The following is a 19,726-nucleotide window of genomic DNA, read 5'->3' on the forward strand; positions in this document are numbered from 1 at the left end:
GGGCCGCCGTGAGCAGCAAGGCCTTTCGGCCCCGCCGGAACCGCCCCCGCCAAGCCGCGCGGCCGAAAGGCCTTGCTGCTCACGGCGGCCCTGGTCGCGACCCTGCTCCTCCTCGCCCTCGTCTCCGCCGGCACCGGCGCCTACCGCATCCCCACCCCCGACGTACTCGCCTCCGTCCAGCACCGCACGGGCCTCGGCGGAACCCCCCTCGACCGGGTCGGCGAGAGCGTGCTGTGGAACGTACGCCTCCCCCGCGTCGTCCTCGCACTGCTCGTCGGCGCCAGCCTCGGCTGCGCGGGCGCGCTCATGCAGGGCGTCTTCGGCAACCCCCTGGCCGAGCCCGGCGTCATCGGCATCTCGGCCGGCGCCGCCGTCGGCGCAGTCGCCGCCATCGGCCTCGGCCTCAGCTTCCTCGGCAACTGGACGATCACCGTCTGCGCGTTCATCGCGGGCCTGATCACCGTCAGCTCCGTCTATCTCCTCTCCCGCAACGGCGGGAAGACCGAGGTCGTCACGCTCATCCTCACCGGCATCGCCGTGAACGCCTTCGCCGGCGCCCTCATCGGCCTGTTCGTCTTCTTCGCGGACAGCGGCCAGGTCAACCAGATCACCTTCTGGCAGCTCGGCTCCCTCGCCCAGGCCACCTGGCCCAAAGTGCTCGCCGTCCTGCCCTGCGCCCTCGCCGGACTGCTGATCGCCCCCTTCTACGCCCGCCGCCTCGACCTGCTCTCCCTCGGCGAACGCCCGGCCCGCCACCTCGGCATCGACGTCGAGCGGCTGCGCCTCTCCCTCATCCTGGTCGTCGCCCTGCTGACCGCCGCCGCCGTTGCCGTCGCCGGGGTCATCACCTTCATCGGCCTGCTCGTCCCGCACCTGCTGCGCATGGCCAACGGCCCCGGCCACCGCTTCCTCGTCCCCGGCAGCGCGCTCGCCGGAGCCGTGGTCCTCGTCGCGGGGGACCTGGCCGCCCGGACCCTCGCCCAGCCCGCCGAGCTGCCGCTCGGTGTGCTGACCGCCCTGATCGGCAGCCCGTTCTTCTTCTGGCTGCTGCGCCGCACCCGCCGCAAGCAAGGAGGCTGGGCGTGACCGGCAGGCTGATCGGGTGCCTCGCCCGGACCAAGCGCACCTACCCGCCCCGCCCCGTCCCCGGCACGCCCCTCGTCGAGACCGTGGACCTGCACGTCCGCCTCGGCGGGCGCGAGGTGCTCTCGGGCATCGACCTGACCGCACGGTCCGGCGAGGTGCTGGCGCTGGTCGGCCCCAACGGCGCCGGCAAGTCCACCCTGTTGGCCGCACTCGCCGCCGACCTGCCCGCCGCTTCCGGGGAGGTCCGCATCGACGGCCGCCCGGTGGGCGACTGGAGCACCCCGGATCTGGCGCTGCGCCGCTCCGTACTCCCCCAGTCGGCCGCGCTGTCCTTCCCCTTTCCGGTGGAGGACGTCGTGCGGATGGGCCGCGCCCCGTGGACCGGCACTCCCCTCGCCGAGGCCGACGAGGAGGCGGTGGCCACCGCGATGGCCGCCACCGAGGTGACGGAGTTCGCCGCCCGCCCCTTCTCCGCCCTCTCCGGCGGGGAGCGGGCCCGGGTCGCACTGGCCCGCGTACTGGCCCAGCGGGCTCCGCTGTTGCTGCTCGACGAGCCCACCGCCGCGCTCGACCTGCGCCACCAGGAGCTCGTGCTGCAGATCTGCCGGGAGCGGGCCGCGGCCGGGGACGCGGTGGTCGTCGTCCTGCACGACCTGGGCCTGGCCGCCGCCTACGCGGACCGGGCCGCCGTCCTGCACGACGGCCGGATCGCCGCGGCCGGCCCGCCGGCCGAGGTGTTCGAGGACGCCTTGCTCAGCCGGGTCTACCGGCAGCTGGTGGAGGTGCTCCCGCACCCGCGCACCGGGGCGCCGCTGGTGGTTCCCGTACGCACCGCGGAGTCTTCCGCCATGCGGAACGAACTGCCGGTCTGAGCCCGGCTTGACCCCGGCTTGACCGGCCCATGGGGTGGCCGTGGAGGGCCCGTGACGGGCCCGTGTCCGGCCGCCGCAGGTCGCGAAGAGGTGAGAGCTGAATCACTGTACGTCTGGGTACGGCTCAGGTAAGCCTCGGTTAAGTTAGGTCCGCCTCACCGGCCTCTCCCCCCCTTGGGGCGGCCCATTCGTCCGATGCCCAGGAGCCCGCCATGCGCCCCGCCCGCCTCTCCGTCATCGCCGCCGCCTCCGTCGCGGCCGCCCTGACCGCCGTCACCGGCTGCTCCCAGAAGAGCGACGCCGGCGGGGACGACGTGATCAAGGTCGCGGCCTCCGACAGCGCCTGCGACGTGTCGAAGACGGAGTTCCCCTCGGGCAAGGTGCAGATCGACGTCGAGAACAAGGGCTCGAAGGTCACCGAGGTCTACGTCCTCTTCCCGGACGATCGCATCGTGACCGAGCGCGAGAACATCGGCCCCGGCACCAAGGCCTCCATCACCGCCGAGATCAAGGCGGGCGACTACGAGATCGTCTGCAAGCCCGGCATGAAGGGCGACGGCATCGCCCAGAAGGTCAAGGCCACCGGCAAGGGCGCGGCCGAGGAGAAGCGCAGCCCCGAGGCGGACGCCGCGGTCGCCGCCTACCGCCAGTACGTGGTCACGCAGGCCGAGGAGACCCTCCCCAAGGCGCAGGCCTTCGTGGACGCGGTCAAGGCCGGCGACGTCGAGGCCGCGAAGAAGGCGTACGCGCCCTCCCGCATCGGCTGGGAGCGCACCGAGCCGGTCGCCGAGTCCTTCGGTGACATCGACCCGAAGGTCGACGTCCGTGAGGACGGCCTGGAGGCCGGCCAGGACCCGGCGAAGGACTGGACGGGCTGGCACCGCCTGGAGAAGTCCCTGTGGGCCGACAACAAGATCGACGACAACGACAAGAAGCTCGCCGACACCCTGATCGCGGACCTGACCGACTGGCAGAAGAGGGTCGGCACGGCGGAGATCACCCCCTCCTCGATAGCCAACGGCGCCAAGGAGCTCCTCGACGAGGTCGCCACCGGCAAGGTCACGGGCGAGGAGGAGCGCTACTCCCGCACCGACCTGGTCGACTTCAAGGCCAACGTCGAGGGCGCGCAGAAGGCGTACGACGTCCTGAAGGCGATCGCCACGAAGAACGACCCCGAGCTCGTCAAGGAGCTGGACACCCAGTTCGCGGCGATGAACACGCTGCTGGACAAGTACCGCGCCGACAAGACCTCCTACGAGTTCACCTCGTACGACAAGGTCGGCGAGCCCGAGCGCAAGGAGCTTTCGGACGGCGTCAGCGCCCTCGGCGAGCCGCTCTCCAAGCTCGCCGCAGCGGTCACGAAGTAACGGTCCAGGGACGAAGGAGGCGGGAGGGCGCGATGTCCGAGTCGAAGTCGGAGCCGGTGGCTCAGCAGCAGCCGGAACAGCAGCCGGAACATCAGGGCGGCGACGGGTCCCCGACCGCGCCCTCGCGGCGTTCCCTCCTCGGCTGGGGCGGCGCCGGGCTCGCGCTCGGCGCGGCCGCGGCCGGCGGCGCGGTGGCGGCCTTCGGCGGCGGGTCGGACATGGTCTCGGCGGCTGCCGCCGGGGCGGCCGTGCCGTTCCACGGCGAGCACCAGGCCGGCATCGCGAGCGCCGTGCAGGACCGTCTGCACTTCGCGGCCTTCGACGTGAAGACGAAGAGCCGCGAGGAGCTGATCAAGCTCCTGAAGGAGTGGACCGAGGCGGCCCGCCTCATGACGGCCGGTCAGCCGGTCGGCGAGGGCGGCTTCGGCGGTCTCCCGGAGGCCCCGCCGGACGACACGGGCGAGGCGCTGGGCCTGAAGGCCTCCCGCCTCACCCTGACCATCGGCTTCGGTCCCGGCCTGTTCGCCAAGGACCGGTTCGGCCTGGAGGGCAAGCGCCCCGAGGCGCTGGTGGACCTGGAGCGTTTCCCCGGCGACAACCTGGACCCCGCCCGTTCCGGCGGCGACATCTGCGTCCAGGCCTGCGCCGACGACCCGCAGGTCGCCGTGCACGCGATCCGCCAGCTCGCCCGCATCGGCTTCGGCAAGACCGCGGTGCGCTGGTCGCAGCTGGGCTTCGGCAAGACCTCGTCGACCACGCCCGAAGAGCAGACCCCGCGCAACATGATGGGCTTCAAGGACGGCACCCGGAACATCTCGGGCACCGACAAGGCGGCCCTGGAGAAGCACGTGTGGGTCGGCGCGGGCGACGGCAGCGACTGGATGACCGGCGGCTCCTACCTGGTGGCCCGGCGGATCCGGATGAACATCGAGATCTGGGACCGCACCCCGCTGGGCGAGCAGGAGGACATCTTCGGCCGCGACAAGGGCGAGGGTGCCCCCGTCGGCAAGTCCAAGGAGCGCGACGAACCCTTCCTGAAGGCGATGAAGCCGGAGGCGCACGTCCGCCTGGCGCACCCGGACACCAACAACGGTGCGACGATCCTGCGCCGCGGCTACTCCTTCACCGACGGCACGGACGGGCTCGGCCGCCTCGACGCCGGCCTGTTCTTCCTCGCCTACCAGCGGGACGTGCGCAAGGGCTTCGTCCCGATCCAGCGCAGCCTGGCGAAGGCCGACGTCCTCAACGAATACATCCAGCACGTGGGTTCGGCCGTCTTCGCCGTCCCGCCGGGCGTCCGCGACAAGGACGACTGGTGGGGCCGGACGCTGTTCGCGTAGTCCCCGTCGTAGAGCCTGGAGAGGAACCACCGCCGTGTTCGGCAATTATCTGATCGGCCTGCGCGAGGGGCTGGAGGCCAGCCTGGTCGTCTGCATCCTCGTCGCGTACCTGGTGAAGACCGAGCGCCGGGACGCCCTGCGTCCCGTGTGGATCGGCATCGGGATCGCCTGCGCGCTCTCGCTCACCTTCGGCGCGGTGCTCGAATTCGGCAGCCAGGAGCTGACCTTCGAGGCGCAGGAGCTGCTCGGCGGCAGCCTCTCCATCATCTCGGTGGGTCTGGTGACGTGGATGGTCTTCTGGATGAAGCGCACCGCGCGGCATCTGAAGGCCGAGCTGCACGGCAAGCTCGACACCGCCCTCGCCATGGGCACCGGCGCGCTGGTCGCCACCGCCTTCCTGGCCGTCGGCCGCGAGGGCCTGGAGACCGCGCTGTTCGTGTGGACGTCGGTACGGGCCAGCGGCGAGGGCTCGTCGGCCCCGCTGATCGGCGTGCTGCTGGGCATCGCCACGGCGGTCGTGCTGGGCTGGCTCTTCTACCGGGGCGCCCTGAAGATCAATCTGGCGAAGTTCTTCAAGTGGACCGGCGCCATGCTGGTGGTCGTGGCCGCCGGCGTGCTCGCGTACGGGGTCCACGACCTTCAGGAGGCCCGCTTCCTGGGCGGGCTGGGCAACAAGGCCTTCGACATCGCCGAGACGGTCCCGCCGGACAGCTGGTACGGGACGCTGCTCAAGGGCGTCTTCAACTTCCAGCCGGACCCCACCGTCCTGCAGCTCACGGTGTGGACGCTGTACCTGGTCCCCGTGCTGGTGCTGTTCCTCGTCGAGCGGAGCCGCCCGGCGAGCCCGAAGCCGCAGCCGGTGGACGCCGCACCCGCGAGCTGACCGCTCACCACAGCCGGTCGGTGCGTCCGGGGTGGAGCGGTACGCGGACTCCGGTGAAGGCCGTGCGATCCCGGGCCGGGTCGTCCGTGAAGAAGGCCGCCAGCACCACCTTGTCGAAGCCGGGGGCGTCGGTGGCGAGCGGCTCCGGATCCCCGGGGGAGTCGCCCAGCAGCACCGTGCCGGGCAGTTGCGCGAAGCCGGCCGCCTCGTAGAACGGCGCCAGCGGGCGATCGCAGCTGAACAGCGCGAGGTCCACGGCCCGGTCCGCAGCGAGCTCGGCGCGGGCCGCCGCCACCAGGCGGGCCCCGCATCCCCGGCCGCGGAGCGCGGGCCGGGTCACGACCGCGCTCAGCCCGGCCGCCCGGTAGGTCCGCCCCGCGAGCCGGACCTCCTTGAACAGCAGCGCCAGCGAGGCGGCCACGGTGCCGTCGGGGGCCAGCAGGAGCAGGGCGCGCGGAGCCAGGGCCGGATCGTGCCCCGGCTCGGCCCCCGGCCACGCCGCATCCTCCAACTCGGCCACCTGCCGAGCCAGCCCGGCAGGCAGGTCCGCCCCGGCAAAACCGACCACCCTCACGAGCCCGCCTCCGCCAGGGGCTCCGCCCCCGGACCCCCGGACGGAGCCTGGAGGAGGGTCCGGGGCGGATCCCCAGCAGCGGCGCCGCTCGGGCCGGTGTGCGGGCTCATGCGATGCCGACCCCTTCGCCGCCGACCCTGACCCGGGGGTCACCCGCGCGCAGTTCGACCGTGAGCACCCCCGGACGGCCCATGTCCTGGCCCTGGTGGAGGGTGAGCACGGCGTCCGCCGGGACCAGCCCGAGCTCCCGTGCGTACGCGCCGAACGCGGCAGCGGCGGCTCCCGTGGCGGGGTCCTCGACGACGCCGCCGACCGGGAAGGGGTCCCGTACGTGGAATTCGGCGGGGCCCGCCCGGTGCACCAGCTGGACGGTGGTGAGGTCCAGGCGCCGCATCAGGGCCTCCAGCCTGCCGAAGTCGTAGGCGAGGTCCGCGAGCCGGGCCCGGGTGGCGGCGCCGAGCACCAGGTGGCGGGCTCCGGCGTAGGCGATCCGGGGCGGGAACGCCGGGTCCAGGTCTCCCACCGGCCAGTCCAGCGCGGCCAGCGCCTCGGCGAGGTCGGCCGCGCCGATCTCCTCGATGTGCGGCTCGACGCTGGTCAGCGTGGCCCGCAGCCGCCCGCCGTCCTCGGCGGTGACGGACACCGGCACGGTGCCCGCCCGGGTGGCGAGGAGCAGCTCCCCCGGCCCGATCCGCTCCGCCAGTGCCACGGCCGTGGCCACGGTGGCGTGCCCGCAGAAGGGGACCTCCGCCTTCGGGCTGAAGTACCGCACGGTGAAGGACCGGCCCGCCGCGCCTCCGAGTCCCTCGGGCGGGGCGGTCAGGAAGGCCGTCTCGCTGTACCCCAGCCGGGCGGCGATCGCGAGCATCGCGCCGTCGTCCAGCCCGGCCGCGTCGAGCACGACCCCGGCTGGGTTGCCGCCGTCGGGGTCGTGGGAGAAGGCGGTGTAGCGCAGTACCTCGGTATCGGTCATGCGGCCATGATCGTCCCGAGTGCCGTCCGCGGTCCAGGCCTTTCGTGCCGGGCGGGATGGAAGGCCCGCGCCGGGGTACGAGGAGGGCGACCGGCCGGCACCGCGAGAACGGGGACCACGATGACCGAGCACCCTGACGAGGCCGCCGTGGAGGCCGCCCACGAGCCGCACGACCCGGCTCCGGGAGAGCGGGCCGCCGTCGACCGGGTCCGCGCCGAGGCCGACGGGATGGGGCACCACCAGGCGGAGGCCGCGCTGGAGGCGGCCCGCGAGGAGGGAGCCGACCCGGCCGTCGTCGCCGAGTGGGAGCGCATCGAGGAGCACCTGGCCGCGCACCGGGGCCCGTACGCCCCGGCCGCCGACCCGTTCCTCCAGGGCCTGCTCACGGCTCGCACGCAGCACGGGACCGGCTAGGTCCTGCCCGGAGCCCGGAGGCGGGAAGCAGGACCCGCCGGGCCCCCTCTACCCGCGGCCGATGTACGGCATCGACGTCGCCATGACCGTCGCGAACTGCACGTTCGCCTCGAGCGGGAGCTCCGCCATGTGCAGGACCGTGCGGGCCACGTCCGCGGCGTCCATCACCGGTTCGACGGCGAGCTGTCCGTTGGCCTGGAGGATGCCGGTCTGCATCCGCTCGGTCATCTCGGTCGCCGCGTTGCCGATGTCGATCTGGCCGCAGGCGATCCGGTACGGACGCCCGTCCAGCGACAGGGACTTCGTCAGGCCCGTCATCGCGTGCTTGGTGGCGGTGTAGGCGATGGAGTTCGGACGCGGCACGTGCGCCGAGATGGAGCCGTTGTTGATGATGCGGCCGCCCTGCGGGTCCTGCTGCTTCATCTGCCGGAAGGCGGCCTGCGCGCACAGGAAGGCGCCGGTCAGGTTGACGTCCACGACCGAGCGCCAGGCCTCGTAGGTGATGTCCTCCAGCGGGACCCCGCCGGGTCCGAAGGTGCCCGCGTTGTTGAAGAGCAGGTCGAGGCGCCCGTACCGGGCCCGCACCGACTCGAACAGCGCAGTCACGTCGTCCGGGTGGCTCACGTCCGCCCGTACGCACAGCACGTCGGCGTCTGCCCCGGCCGCGGCGGCGGTCTCCTGCAGCGGCTCGGTCCGGCGGCCCGCGACGGCCACGGACCAGCCCGCCGCGGCCAGGGTCAGCGCCACGGAGCGGCCGATTCCGGAGCCGGCGCCGGTCACCACGGCGATCTTCTTCGTACTTTCGTCCATGGGGCCGCAGGGTACGTCACACCGCGGCCCTGTCCCCGGACGTTCCGATTGCTGAGAGCATGGGTCGGTCAGGGGTGCGTACAGCAGATGAGAAGACTGGAGTTCCGCATGTCGGAGAGAGGCCCCGCGACGGCCGCCTCGCACGACTCGTCGCCCGAATCGCCCTCCGCCCCCGCCACGACGAAGCCCCTGACGGCAGCCCGCCGCACGGGCCTGCTCGTCACCTTCATACTCGGCGGGCTCACCGCCCTCCCGCCGCTGTCCATGGACATGTACCTGCCGGCCCTGCCGCAGGTCACCGATGCCCTGAACAGCCCCGCCGCGACCATCCAGCTCACCCTCACGGCCTGCCTCGCCGGCATGGCCCTGGGCCAGCTCGTCATCGGCCCGATGAGCGACAAGTGGGGCCGCCGCCGCCCCTTGCTCGCCGGCATGGTCGTCTACGTCCTGGCCACCGCGATCTGCGCCCTCGCGCCGACCGCCGAGCTGCTGATCTCCTTCCGGCTGCTCCAGGGCCTGGCCGGCGCCGCCGCGATCGTCATCGCACGCGCCGTCGTACGCGACCTGTACGACGGGGACGAGATGGCCCGCTTCTTCTCCACCCTGATGCTCATATCCGGGGCCGCCCCGATCATCGCCCCGCTCATCGGCGGCCAGGTGCTGCGCTTCGCCGACTGGCGGGGCGTCTTCGTCGTCCTCACCGGCGTCGGCACGATCCTCACGGTGATGGTCTGGCGCAGCCTCGGCGAGACCCTGCCGCCCGAGCGGCGGCACACGGGCGGCGTCGGCTCCGCCCTGCGGACCATGCGCGGACTGCTCGGCGACCGCGTCTTCACCGGCTACACCCTGACCGGCGGCTTCGCCTTCGCCGCCCTCTTCTCGTACATCTCCGCCTCCCCCTTCGTGGTGCAGGAGATCTACGGGGCTTCGCCCCAGGCCTTCGCCCTGCTCTTCGGCCTCAACTCCGTCGGCCTGATCATCGTCGGCCAGATCAACGGCAAGCTGCTGGTCGGCCGGGTCAGCCTGGACCATGTCCTGGCCGTCGGGCTCGGGATCGTCACCGCCTCCACGGTGGCCCTGCTGCTGATGTCGACGGGCGTGTTCGGGGAGGTCGGGCTGACCCCGATCGCCGCCGCGCTGTTCGTCCTGATGTCGGCGATGGGCGTGGTCCTGCCGAACACCAACGCCCAGGCCCTGATGCGCACCCCGCACGCGGCCGGATCCGCCTCCGCGCTGCTCGGCACCTCCTCGTTCCTGATCGGCGCGATCGCCTCGCCGCTGGTGGGAATCGCGGGCGAGGACACGGCCGTGCCGATGGCCCTGGTGCAACTGGTGTGCGCCGTCCTGGCCCTGAGCGCCTTCCTGGGCCTCTGCCGCCCCTGGCAGGGAAACTCCGTGCCCGCCGGCGTGTGAGGCGTGGGGCTTCCCCCGGACGGAGTCCGGGGGAAGGTCCGGGGGCCGGAGCCCCGTGCGCACCCCGGCTGACGGGGCCACTGCGGCCTGCGACGTAAACTTCGCAGGTGAACGCCTCCGCCCCCACCACCGCCGAGACCCTCCGCAGCACGCTCGGCGGGCTGCTCGACGGGCTCCCGCCGAAGCAGGCCGCGGCCGCCGTCGAGCGGCTCATCGCCAGCTACCGGGGGCAGACCCCGACCGACGCGCCCGTCCTGCGCGACCGCTCCGACGTCGCGGCGTACGCGGCGTACCGGATGCCGGCCACGTTCGAGGCCGTACGGGCCGCCCTGGACGGGCTGGCCGAGGCGGCGCCGGGCTGGGCCCCGGGCTCGCACGTGGACGTGGGCGGCGGCACGGGCGCCGCGACCTGGGCGGTGGACGCCACCTGGGACGGTCCGCGGGAGACCACGGTGCTGGACTGGGCGGAGCCGGCGCTGAAGCTCGGCCAGGAGCTGGCGCGGGCCTCCGCCTCGCCCGTGCTCCGCGCGGCCCACTGGCGGCGGGCCGTCATCGGCTCCGGGCTGTCCCTGCCCGACGCCGACCTGGTGACGGTCTCCTACGTACTGGGCGAGCTGACCCCGCAGGCCCGTACGGCGGTCGTCGCCGAGGCGGCGCGGGCCGGCCGGGCCGTGGTGCTGATCGAGCCGGGCACGCCGGAGGGCTACCTCCGCATCCGCGAGGCCCGCGACCAGCTGATCGCGGCCGGGCTGCGGGTCGCCGCCCCGTGCCCGCACGACGGGACCTGCCCGATCGAGGTCGGCCAGGACTGGTGCCACTTCTCGGCGCGGGTCAGCCGGTCCTCCCTGCACCGGAAGGTCAAGGGCGGCTCGCTCCCGTACGAGGACGAGAAGTTCAGCTACGTCGCCGCGACCCGCTTCCCGGTGGAGCCGGCCGCCTCCCGGATCACGCGCAAGCCGCAGATCCGGAAGGGGCTCGTCCTGCTGGAACTGTGCGGCCCCGAAGGGGAGGGCCTGACCCGGGTCAACGTGACCAAACGCCACGGCGACCTCTACAAGGCGGCGCGGGACGCCGACTGGGGCCAGGCCTGGCCGCCGCCCTCCGAGGAGGAGGACCAGCGGTCTCTTTAGGGCCGCAGCTCCTGCGTACAGCACTTCACGCTGCCGCCGCCCTTGAGCAGTTCGCCCAGGTCCATCGGGACCGGCTCGAACCCCCGGTCCCGTAGCGGCGCCAGCAGGCCGGTGGCCGCCTGCGGGAGCAGGACGTGCAGGCCGTCGCAGACCGCGTTCAGCCCGAGGGCGGCCGCGTCCCGGCCGTCCGCGATCAGAGCGTCCGGGAAGAGGCGCCGGAGCACGCCTTGGCTCCCGGGCGAGAAGGCGTCCGGGTAGTACATGATCTCGTCGCCGTCGAGGACACTGAGTGCCGTGTCCAGGTGGTAGTAGCGCGGGTCCACCAGGTCGAGGCCGATGACGGGGCGGCCGAAGAACTCCTGGGCCTCGTCGTGGGAGAGGGGGCTGGAGCGGAAGCCCCGGCCGGCCAGGATGTAGGTGGCCGTGACCGCGAAGTCGCCCTCGCCCTCGTTGACGTGGGACGGCTCGTGGACGTCCTGGTAGCCGTGGCCGCGGAACCAGTCGAGGTGGATCTCGGCCTCGGCGGCCCGTTCCGGGTAGGCGAACCGGGCACCGAGCACCCGGCCGTCGACGACCAGGGCCCCGTTCGCCGCGAAGACCATGTCGGGCAGGTCGGGCTCGGGCACGAGGGTCTCGACGGTGTGGCCGAGGGCGCGGTAGCGGTCCCTCAGGTCTTCCCACTGGGCTTGTGCGAGGGGCAGGTCCACCGGTTTCGTGGGATCCATCCACGGGTTGATGGAGTACGTGACCTTGAAGTGTGCGGGTGGGCACATCAGGTAGCGCCGGGGTGTGGCGTCTCTGCGCAAAGAAGGCTCCTCACGACTTTCACGACTCGGTACGAGTACGGAAGAGAATCGTCTCTCCTCCCGCTGGACGACACAGTGAACTGACCGGGTGGTTTACGCAACCATAGGAAGACGAGACGTCTCGCTTTGATAGTTTCGGGCCATGACCAAGACCCCTGACGCCACCCGCCGCAGCGACCGCTCCCGGCGCGCCATCCTCGAAGCCGCGCTCACCCTCGTCGGGGAGGTCGGCTACAACAAGCTGACCATCGAAGCCATCGCCGCCCGCGCGGGCGTCGGCAAGCAGACCATCTACCGCTGGTGGCCGTCCAAGGCTGCCGTCCTCCTCGACGCCTCGCTGGCCCTCGCCGGCGACGCGGAGACCGAGGGCGGGTGGACCGGCTTCCCCGACACCGGGGACCTCGCGGCCGACCTGAAGTACGTGCTGCGGGCCACGGTCGACGAGTTCAACGACGAGAAGTACGAGGCTCCCGCGCGTGCCCTGACGGCGGCCGGGGCCACCGACCCCGAACTCGGCGCCCGCTTCACCGAACAGCTGCTCGAGCCGCAGCTCGCCCTGTACGAGGCCCGGTTGAAGACGGCCCGGGAGGCCGGCCAGCTCGCGCCGGACACCGATCTGCGGCTGACGGTGGAGATGCTGCTCGGGCCGCTGACCTACCGCTGGCTCCTGCGCACCGCGCCCCTGACGCACGCTTACACCGACGCACTGGTGGACCGGGTGCTCGGCGGGGTGGTCAACGTCACCGCCCGCTAGCCGGCCGGTGACCGGCAACCCCCCGAGACCATTTGCCCTGATGGTGTGGGTATACGGGGGTTGCCGGTCACCCCTCCCCGGCCCCCCGGTCGTCGAGAGCGGTCACCCGGGGCGCAGGATGGTGGGACGATGTGAAGGTCCGCCGGGGATACGGTGAGGTGAGGGGATCGATGGGGTCTGAGTCCGGCCGCGTCAAACGCGGCGAGCAGAGCAGGATTTCCCAGTGGCTGCGCCGGCGGCAGAAACCCACCGCCGAGGACCCCGCACGAGAGCGTGAGGCGCTCCTCCTGGCCGTCGCCGCCGCCGGTCTGCCGCTCGCCCCCGCCGCCCATCCCGCCGGTTACCGATGTTCGTGCGACCGGATCGGATGTCCGACGCCCGCACGGCACCCCATCTCCTTCGCCTGGCAGACCCAGTCGACCACCGACCGCGCCCAGGTCGAACGCTGGGTGCGCAACCAGCCCCAGGCCAACTTCATCACCGCGACCGGCATGGTCCACGACGTGCTCGACGTCCCGCTGGAAGCCGGCGCCGCCGCGCTGGCCCGCCTGCTGGAGGCCGGCGTCGAGGTCGGCCCCGTCGCCGAGTCCGGCGGCACCGGCGAGCAGGCCCGGATGCTCTTCTTCACCGCCACCCGCGGCACCCCCGAGGACGAGGACGAGTGGTGGCCGTGCGAACTGGACTGCCACCCCGAGACGATGGACGAACATCCCGGGCTGCGCTGGCACTGCCGCGGCAGCTACGTCCTGGTCCCGCCGGCGGCCCTCCCCGGCGACCTGGCGGTGACCTGGCTGCGCGGCATGGAGCACCCCCTGCCGGACCCGCTCACCCTCCTCGAAACACTGACGGACGCCTGCGCCACGTATGCGGGTACCACGAACCTGACCCCGGCCGCGGTCGCCTGGCCCCTGGGTCACTAGGGACCTGGGGCACGTTTCCGGTTGTGATCAACGAACGGGTTCTCCCGTCGCCCTGATCTTCGAGCCGGCAGATCGTCCTGCTTGACACGTACGCAACTTGCCTATGTGGAGCGGGAGTTCATCGATCCGTACCTGCCGATCGCGAGCGTGGACCGTACCCGGTGCGGCTGCGGGAGCAGTTCCCGCCGCCGCCCGAGGAGTGGGGATCGGGCGCCACCAGCGCGATGTCGGCCCGCGGGATCAGGCGACGGCGGCGGCCAGCAGGGCGAAGGCGGCGATGATGACGGCGACGCGGACGTAGTGGAAGCGGTCCCAGCGGTTCATCTGCTCCTTCCAGTCGGCGGGCCGGTTCTCGGGGGTCCACGTCTTGCCCCGGTTGTTGATCGGGACGAGCAGCAGGAGCGACATGATCACGCTCAAGATCAGCAGCGCGCCGGCGGTGACGACGAGGCCGGCCTCGGGGCGGTGCCATCCGGCGACGGCCCAGACCGCGACGAGGACGAGCGAGCCGATGTACCAGACCGGCATCACGGCGCCGAGCATCCGGCCCCCGTGGGCGCGGCCGAGTTGGCCACTGTCCTCGGGGAGGGCGCCGAGGATCGGGTTGATGACGAAGGCGACGGAGAACTCCACCCCCACCATCACGCCGACGACCACGATCGTGAAGACCTCAAGTGCGTTGAGCATGACGACGCCTCCGGGAATCTAGTGCTGCTAGATGATGAGGCAACGCTAGCGCTACTGCCGCTTGATTGTCTAGCGGTGCTAGAATCGAAGCATGTCGGTACAGGAACGCAAGCAGCGCGAACGGGCGGAGCGCGAGCGCCTCATCGTGTCGACGGCCCGCGAACTCGCCGAGCAGCAGGGCTGGGACGCGGTCACCACCCGTCGGCTCGCCGAGCGCATCGAATACAGCCAGCCCGTCCTCTACAGCCATTTCCGCGGCAAGCGCGAGATCATCGGCGCGGTCGCCCTCGAGGGTGCCGCCGAGATGGCCGCGGCGGTGCGGGCCGCGACCTCCGCGGCGGACGGCCCGCGCGCCCGGGTCGCCGCCCTGGCCCGCGCCTACCTCGACTTCGCCGCACGCAACCCGGCGGTCTACGACGCCTTGTTCCAGCTCGACGGCGGCCTGGCGTACGCGCAGGAGGACACCCCCGAGCCGCTGAAGGACGCCTTCGCCGCTCTGCTGGAGAACCTCGGCGAGGTCGCCGGGGACGGCGTCCACCCGGGACTGTTCACCGAGACGTTCTGGGCGGCCCTGCACGGACTGGCCACCCTCACCCGGGCGCGACGGCTCCCGCCGGAGGACACCGAGCGCAGGGTGGAGCTGCTGGTGGACCGGCTCGCCATGGTCTGACACACCGTCCCGGCGGGCAGCCGGGGTCCCCGGCCACCGGCTGCCTGCCTGCGGCGTCGCTTCCGGTCACTCGCACCCACACGACGCAGCCGCAGACCGCCGGGGCCCGCACCCACGACGGGGCACCCGCCGCGCGGGCGTCCCCGGGCCGCGCCCGGCCGTGGGTCAGTGGTGGATCTGCGTGACGACCACGTCGAGGGACCACGCCTTGCCCGGCTTCGCGGGGGCCTCGGCCTCGACCACGTAGCCCAGGTCCCGCAGGGCCGTCACCAGCTCCGCCGGCGACGCGGGGGCGGAACCCGCGAGCAGGAGGTCACGTACCAGGCGACCCTTGGTGGCCTTGTTGAAGTGGCTCACCACCGACCGCTTCTCGACCCCGTCCACCACCTGCGAGTGCAGCACCCGCACGGTCGCCGTCCGCCCCGCGACCTCCCCCTTCGGCTTCCACGCGGTCGTGTACGCCGAAGACCGCAGGTCCAGGACCAGCCCCTCCCCCGCCGCCTCGGGCATGACGGAAGCCATCGGCTCCCGCCAGTGGGCCCCGAGCGCGCCCAGCCCCGGCAGCTTCACGCCCATGGAGCAGCGGTACGAGGGGATCCGGTCGGTGATCCGCACCGCGCCCCACAGCCCCGAGAAGACGAGCAGCGCGGCCTCAGCGCGCTCGCGCGCCGCCGCGGGCAGGTCGGCCAGACCCAGCGCGTCGTAGAGCACGCCCGTGTAGATCTCCCCGGCCGGGCGGGCCACCGCCGAGCGCAGCTCCACGTTCTTCGCGACCTCGCCCCGCAGCCCCTCGCTCAGTCCCAGCACCTCGCGCGCCTTCGGCTCGTCCGCCGCGCACAGCTCGACCAGTTCCTCCAGCACCGCCGCACGGGCCGGGGCCAGACCGGGCAGTGACAGCGACTCCGGCTTCAGCGGTGCGCCGGAGCCGCCGGCGGCCTTTCCTTCGGACGGCGGCAGCAGCACGAGCACGGTGGTTCTCCTTCAATACGACACGGCGCAGGGGATGCGGCCCCCCGGCCAGGGTAGACGGCTCGCCGTGCCGTCCGGGCCGCCCGACCATAGGCTCGGTCCATGCCACGCCGTCAGATGCACATCACCGGCGCAGACGGGGCTGCCCTGCGGGCCGCGCTGCGCGAACTGCGGACGGAGCTGGGGGTGCCCTCGGAGTTCCCGGCGACGGTCCTCGCCGAGGCCGAGCACGCGGCCGCGCACCCCCGCCTCCCGGACCTGGACAGCACCGACATCCCCCTCTTCACCATCGACCCGCCGTCCTCCGTCGACCTCGACCAGGCCGTGCACCTGGCGAAGCGCTCCTCCGGCGGCTACCGCGTCCACTACGCCATCGCCGACGTAGCCGCCTTCGTCACCCCCGGCGGCTTGCTCGACGCGGAGGCCCACCGACGCGTCACCACCCTCTACTTCCCCGACGGGAGGGTCCCGCTGCACCCGGCCGTGCTCTCGGAGGACGCGGCCAGCCTGCTGCCCGACCGGACCCGCCCCGCGCTGCTGTGGCGCTTCGACCTGGACCCCGACGGCCGCGTGGAGACCGTCGACGTGTGGCGCGCCCTCGTCCGCAGCCGGGCCAAGCTCGACTACGACGGCGTCCAGAAGGCCATCGACACGGGCACGGCCGAGGAGCCGCTCGCCCTGCTGGAGGACGTCGGCCGCCTCCGCGAGGCCCTGGAGCAGGAGCGGGGCGGCATCTCGCTCAACGTGCCCGAGCAGGAGGTCGTCGAGCACGACGGCACGTACTCCCTGGCCTACCGCGCCCCGCTCCCCGCGGACGGCTGGAACGCGCAGATCTCCCTGATGACCGGCATGGCCGCCGCCGATCTGATGCTGGCCACCGGCACGGGCGTCCTGCGTACGCTGCCCAGCGCCCCCGACGGCGCCGTCGGCAAGCTCCGGCGGGCGGCGAAGGCCCTGCGGATCGACTGGCCGCACCACGTCCCGTACGCCGAACTCGTGCGCTCCCTCGATCCGCACCGCCCCGCCCACGCCGCCTTCCTCCAGGAGTGCACGGCCCTGCTCCGGGGCGCCGGCTACACCGTCTTCACCGGCGGCGAGACCCCCGACCCGGCGATCCACTCCGCGGTCGCGGCCCCGTACGCCCACTGCACCGCACCGCTGCGCCGGCTCGCCGACCGGTACGCCGGCGAGCTGTGCGTGGCGGCGGTCGCCGGGGCCGAGCCCCCGCAGTGGGCGGTGGCGGCCCTGGACGCGCTCCCCCAGGAGATGGCGCAGGGCACCCGGCTGGCGAACAGGGTCGAGCGGGAGTCCGTGGACCTCGTCGAGGCGGCCGTGCTCAAGGACCGCGTCGGCGAGACCTTCGAGGCCACAGTCATCGACGTCGACGACCGGGAGCCGCTGGTCGGCACCGTCCACCTGGAGGATCCTGCCGTCGTCGGACGCGTCGAGTCCACCACGCGGCCGCTGCCGCTGGGCGACCGCATCCGGGTCCGGCTCACGCAGGCCGATCCCGGCTCGGCGAAGGCCCTCTTCGCCACGGCCTGACGACTCCCCCGCGGGCCGGCGCCCTACGCGGGCTGGCGCAGGGCGGTGACCAGCGCGCGCGGATCGTCGGCGTGGAAGCGGACCGTCCGTGCCTCGGCCGCGGCGCCGAGCGGTCGGGTGAAGGGGAGGGGCCGGTTCAGCTCCAGGGTCACCGTGGTCTGGCTGCCGACGATCAGGTCGAGCACCCCGTCCTCGGACAGCGTGACCAGCCGGCCCTCGGGGTAGCGGCGCTCCACCCGTACCGAGGCCACCGCGTCCGGCGGTACGGCGAGGTCGAAGAGGGCGCCGTAGCGGATCAGCAGGGAGCCGTCCGCGCGGACCACGTGCGGCCGGGTGACGCAGGCGGCATGCAGGGCGAGGACGATCAGGATCCCGTACAGGTCGAGCACGAGCACCACCCGGTGGACCGCCGGCCAGGGGATGAGGAAGGCCAAGGCCACCGTCTCGACCACCGACACGAAGAGCATGCCGTACATCATGGCCGTCTGCGGTCCGGTGTACGCGGCGGCGAGGTCGCCGGGGCGCACCCCGTGCCGCCTGCGCACGATCCACCTCCCGAGGGCGGCGAGGGCGTACAGCTCGTGCCGCAGCAACCGCCGGACCTGGACCGGGACCACGGCGCGCACGGCCTCCCGGCCGGCCTCCCCGCGGGCGGCGCCGCGGGCGCGTGCGGCGGCGTAGAGCCCGCGCAGCACCCAGGCCTCCAGCAGGACCACCCCGAGTACGAGGACCTCGGCGGCGGCCAGGGCCCACCCCGGCGGCCGGACCCCGGCCGCCAGGCACACCACGAGCCCCAGCTCCGCCGGGACGACGGCGGTGACGGCGATCCGCGCCGCACGCCTCCCCCTCATCGCACCCATCCTCATCCCCTCCCCTTCCCCATGAACGCCTCCATGACCAGGCGCACGACCTCGGCCTGCGCGGGCGCGTACTCGGCGAGCAGCGCCTCCTTGAACCCGGGCACGACCACCCCGTCGGAGGGGATCGCGGCGAACACCTCGTCGGGGACGGCCGCCACGAACTCCGCCGCCAGAGGCGGGATCCGCGGATCGTCCACGGCTGCGCCGGCGAGCGCGTCCAGCCGCTCGTACAGCGCCAGCACCGCCGGATCGGCGGCCAGCGGGCCGAGCGCGGCGTAGAGCTCCTGGCCGCCCCTGCCCGCGGCGTCGATCAGCGTGAGGTGCTCGCGGTCCATCGCGGCGGCCGGCGAGGCCGTCGGCGGCGCCTTCGCCAGCAGTTCGGCGAGCGCGGGCGACAGGGGCTCGCCCTCCCCCGGCCCGGCGGCGAGCAGCACCGCGAGCCGCCGGCGTCGCTCCACGATCTCGGCCTCCTGCCGGGCCAGGTCGGCGTCGAGCTCTTCGAGTACGTCGGCCAGTTCGCGCCCGGCGTCGTCCGCGAGGACGTCGCGCACCTCGTCGAGGCTGAGACCGAGCTCGGTGAGGCGGCGTACGCGGGCGAGCAGGACCGCGTCCCGGACGCTGTAGGCCCGGTATCCGTTGGGGCGCCGCTCCGGCTCCGGGAGTAGCCCGACATGGTGGTAGTGCCGGATCGCCCGGGTGGTGACCCCGACGACCGCGGCGATCTCTCCGATCCGCATGGGCCCAGTAGAAACCCTGCCGTTGCGTCAAGGTCAAGCGCTGACACGTTGCAGGTAGCATGTCCATCACGGCAGACGAGTCGGCCGGGCGGCCGCGTCGGGATCCTCGGATCCCGCCGAGGAACGTCCGGGCTCCACAGGGCAGGGTGGTGGGTAACGCCCACCCGGGGTGACCCGCGGGACAGTGCCACAGAAAACAGACCGCCGGGGACTTCGGTCCTCGGTAAGGGTGAAACGGTGGTGTAAGAGACCACCAGCGCCTGAGGTGACTCAGGCGGCTAGGTAAACCCCACCCGGAGCAAGGTCAAGAGGATCCGTCCCCGGACGGGTCTGCGCGAACGATCGAGGGCTGCCCGCCCGAGTTCGCGGGTAGACCGCACGAGGCCGGTGGCAACACCGGTCCTAGATGGATGGCCGTCTCCCCGGCGACCGCGAGGTCACCGGGCGACAGAACCCGGCGTACAGGCCGGCTCGTCTGCCACTTCCGCCCCGAACCGCTTTCTCCGGTCCGGGGCGGTTCCGTATCGCCGCCCGACACGAATCACAGGTGGGGTCGGCGGGGCCGTCTGCGTGGTGTGGGCGGAGCGCGGCGGGCCGCGCTGGGTCCGCATCGTGGCGAGCGTGACCCTCGGCATCGCGGCGGTGGCGCGCGGCCTCCGGAAGAGCGGACGCCGGTTGGCTGCGCCGCTCATGCAGGCCGGGCCGGTTCCGCCGAGGACCGGGCACCGGTCGACCGCGCTCCTGCGAGGCCAGGCGGTTCCGGCGGGGCCGAGGCCCGGCGACCGAGACGGGTGGTTCCGCGAGGCCGGGTGTGTGTCGGGGCGCTCCCCGCAGGGCGTCGAACGCAAGGTGCCTCGGCCCTCCGACCCCCCGCCACGTTCGGCGCCCGAGGAGACGCCCCGGCGCGCGCCCGGCC

General features: G+C 73.1%; 19 protein-coding genes, 1 other RNA gene and 1 pseudogene. 13 read left to right on the forward strand and 8 right to left on the reverse strand.

Annotation, left to right across the window (positions count from 1 at the left end):
- Positions 1-72 precede the first annotated feature (72 nt).
- The 5 genes from PV721_RS28340 to efeU all read left to right on the forward strand — a co-directional run bounded on the left by PV721_RS28340 (position 73) and on the right by efeU (position 5,548).
- Positions 73-1,086, forward strand: coding sequence for an iron ABC transporter permease (locus tag PV721_RS28340; RefSeq protein ID WP_319728944.1), 1,014 nt, complete (start codon positions 73-75; stop codon positions 1,084-1,086).
- On the forward strand, positions 1,083-1,958 hold the full coding sequence (locus tag PV721_RS28345) for a heme ABC transporter ATP-binding protein (protein WP_416371200.1): 876 nt from the start codon (positions 1,083-1,085) through the stop codon (positions 1,956-1,958). The genes PV721_RS28340 and PV721_RS28345 overlap by 4 nt, the downstream gene beginning before the upstream one ends.
- Positions 1,959-2,170: 212 nt before the next feature.
- Positions 2,171-3,325, forward strand: coding sequence for an iron uptake system protein EfeO (gene efeO, locus PV721_RS28350; protein WP_319728945.1), 1,155 nt, complete (start codon positions 2,171-2,173; stop codon positions 3,323-3,325).
- A 32-nt stretch (positions 3,326-3,357) separates the two neighbouring features.
- On the forward strand, positions 3,358-4,665 hold the full coding sequence (gene efeB / locus PV721_RS28355) for an iron uptake transporter deferrochelatase/peroxidase subunit (RefSeq protein WP_319728946.1): 1,308 nt from the start codon (positions 3,358-3,360) through the stop codon (positions 4,663-4,665).
- A gap of 34 nt (positions 4,666-4,699) precedes the next feature.
- Positions 4,700-5,548: an iron uptake transporter permease EfeU gene (gene efeU, locus PV721_RS28360; RefSeq protein WP_319728948.1), complete on the forward strand. Its 849-nt coding sequence runs from the start codon at positions 4,700-4,702 to the stop codon at positions 5,546-5,548.
- A 4-nt stretch (positions 5,549-5,552) separates the two neighbouring features.
- On the opposite strand, the gene PV721_RS28365 is transcribed toward efeU, so the two are convergent.
- The gene (locus PV721_RS28365; RefSeq protein WP_319728951.1) at positions 5,553-6,068 is read right to left on the reverse strand and encodes a GNAT family N-acetyltransferase; all 516 of its coding nucleotides are present in this window, start codon (positions 6,066-6,068) and stop codon (positions 5,553-5,555) included.
- 160 nt (positions 6,069-6,228) lie between these two features.
- Positions 6,229-7,095: a PhzF family phenazine biosynthesis isomerase gene (locus PV721_RS28370; protein WP_319728953.1), complete on the reverse strand. Its 867-nt coding sequence runs from the start codon at positions 7,093-7,095 to the stop codon at positions 6,229-6,231.
- A gap of 120 nt (positions 7,096-7,215) precedes the next feature.
- Here PV721_RS28370 and PV721_RS28375 point away from each other — a divergent pair, with 120 nt between their 5' ends.
- Entirely contained in the window at positions 7,216-7,509 is a 294-nt protein-coding gene (locus PV721_RS28375; protein WP_319728955.1) for a hypothetical protein, read from the forward strand.
- A 48-nt stretch (positions 7,510-7,557) separates the two neighbouring features.
- On the opposite strand, the gene PV721_RS28380 is transcribed toward PV721_RS28375, so the two are convergent.
- Positions 7,558-8,319 (reverse strand): SDR family oxidoreductase, encoded by a 762-nt coding sequence (locus PV721_RS28380; protein ID WP_319728957.1) that lies wholly within the window; start codon positions 8,317-8,319, stop codon positions 7,558-7,560.
- A 108-nt stretch (positions 8,320-8,427) separates the two neighbouring features.
- On the opposite strand from PV721_RS28380, the gene PV721_RS28385 reads away from it, so the two are divergent.
- Together PV721_RS28385 and PV721_RS28390 are read left to right on the forward strand one after the other, a co-directional pair.
- Positions 8,428-9,732, forward strand: a complete 1,305-nt coding sequence (locus PV721_RS28385) for a Bcr/CflA family multidrug efflux MFS transporter (protein WP_319728959.1) — start codon at positions 8,428-8,430, stop codon at positions 9,730-9,732.
- Between the two features lie 107 nt (positions 9,733-9,839).
- The gene (locus PV721_RS28390; protein WP_319728961.1) at positions 9,840-10,862 is read left to right on the forward strand and encodes a small ribosomal subunit Rsm22 family protein; all 1,023 of its coding nucleotides are present in this window, start codon (positions 9,840-9,842) and stop codon (positions 10,860-10,862) included.
- On the opposite strand, the pseudogene ddaH reads toward PV721_RS28390, so the two are convergent.
- Positions 10,859-11,713 (reverse strand): annotated as a pseudogene (gene ddaH, locus PV721_RS28395) (dimethylargininase); the annotation flags it as partial. The gene PV721_RS28390 and the pseudogene ddaH overlap by 4 nt on opposite strands.
- A gap of 97 nt (positions 11,714-11,810) precedes the next feature.
- On the opposite strand from ddaH, the gene PV721_RS28400 reads away from it, so the two are divergent.
- Together PV721_RS28400 and PV721_RS28405 are read left to right on the forward strand one after the other, a co-directional pair.
- A complete protein-coding gene (locus PV721_RS28400) occupies positions 11,811-12,422 on the forward strand; it encodes a TetR/AcrR family transcriptional regulator (RefSeq protein ID WP_319728967.1) in 612 nt (203 codons plus the stop codon).
- A gap of 170 nt (positions 12,423-12,592) precedes the next feature.
- The gene (locus PV721_RS28405) at positions 12,593-13,342 is read left to right on the forward strand and encodes a bifunctional DNA primase/polymerase (protein WP_319728969.1); all 750 of its coding nucleotides are present in this window, start codon (positions 12,593-12,595) and stop codon (positions 13,340-13,342) included.
- A gap of 240 nt (positions 13,343-13,582) precedes the next feature.
- On the opposite strand, the gene PV721_RS28410 is transcribed toward PV721_RS28405, so the two are convergent.
- Positions 13,583-14,029: a DUF1772 domain-containing protein gene (locus PV721_RS28410; RefSeq protein ID WP_319728971.1), complete on the reverse strand. Its 447-nt coding sequence runs from the start codon at positions 14,027-14,029 to the stop codon at positions 13,583-13,585.
- Between the two features lie 91 nt (positions 14,030-14,120).
- Here PV721_RS28410 and PV721_RS28415 point away from each other — a divergent pair, with 91 nt between their 5' ends.
- Positions 14,121-14,699, forward strand: coding sequence for a TetR/AcrR family transcriptional regulator (locus PV721_RS28415; RefSeq protein ID WP_319728973.1), 579 nt, complete (start codon positions 14,121-14,123; stop codon positions 14,697-14,699).
- Positions 14,700-14,864: 165 nt separating this feature from the next.
- Here PV721_RS28415 and yaaA read toward each other — a convergent pair whose 3' ends face one another.
- A complete protein-coding gene (gene yaaA, locus PV721_RS28420) occupies positions 14,865-15,668 on the reverse strand; it encodes a peroxide stress protein YaaA (RefSeq protein WP_319728975.1) in 804 nt (267 codons plus the stop codon).
- Positions 15,669-15,770: 102 nt separating this feature from the next.
- On the opposite strand from yaaA, the gene PV721_RS28425 reads away from it, so the two are divergent.
- Positions 15,771-17,213, forward strand: a complete 1,443-nt coding sequence (locus PV721_RS28425) for an RNB domain-containing ribonuclease (protein WP_319728977.1) — start codon at positions 15,771-15,773, stop codon at positions 17,211-17,213.
- A gap of 23 nt (positions 17,214-17,236) precedes the next feature.
- Here the strand turns inward: PV721_RS28425 and PV721_RS28430 are convergent, their stop codons facing one another.
- Together PV721_RS28430 and PV721_RS28435 are read right to left on the reverse strand one after the other, a co-directional pair.
- Positions 17,237-18,064: a hypothetical protein gene (locus PV721_RS28430; RefSeq protein ID WP_319728978.1), complete on the reverse strand. Its 828-nt coding sequence runs from the start codon at positions 18,062-18,064 to the stop codon at positions 17,237-17,239.
- An 11-nt stretch (positions 18,065-18,075) separates the two neighbouring features.
- Positions 18,076-18,810, reverse strand: coding sequence for a MerR family transcriptional regulator (locus PV721_RS28435; RefSeq protein ID WP_319728979.1), 735 nt, complete (start codon positions 18,808-18,810; stop codon positions 18,076-18,078).
- Positions 18,811-18,886: 76 nt separating this feature from the next.
- Between PV721_RS28435 and rnpB the strand changes: the two genes are divergently transcribed.
- Positions 18,887-19,288, forward strand: an RNA gene (gene rnpB, locus PV721_RS28440) — RNase P RNA component class A.
- Positions 19,289-19,726: the final 438 nt, after the last annotated feature.

This window comes from Streptomyces sp. MB09-01, assembly GCF_033794505.1.
Classification (GTDB): Bacteria; Actinomycetota; Actinomycetes; order Streptomycetales; family Streptomycetaceae; genus Streptomyces.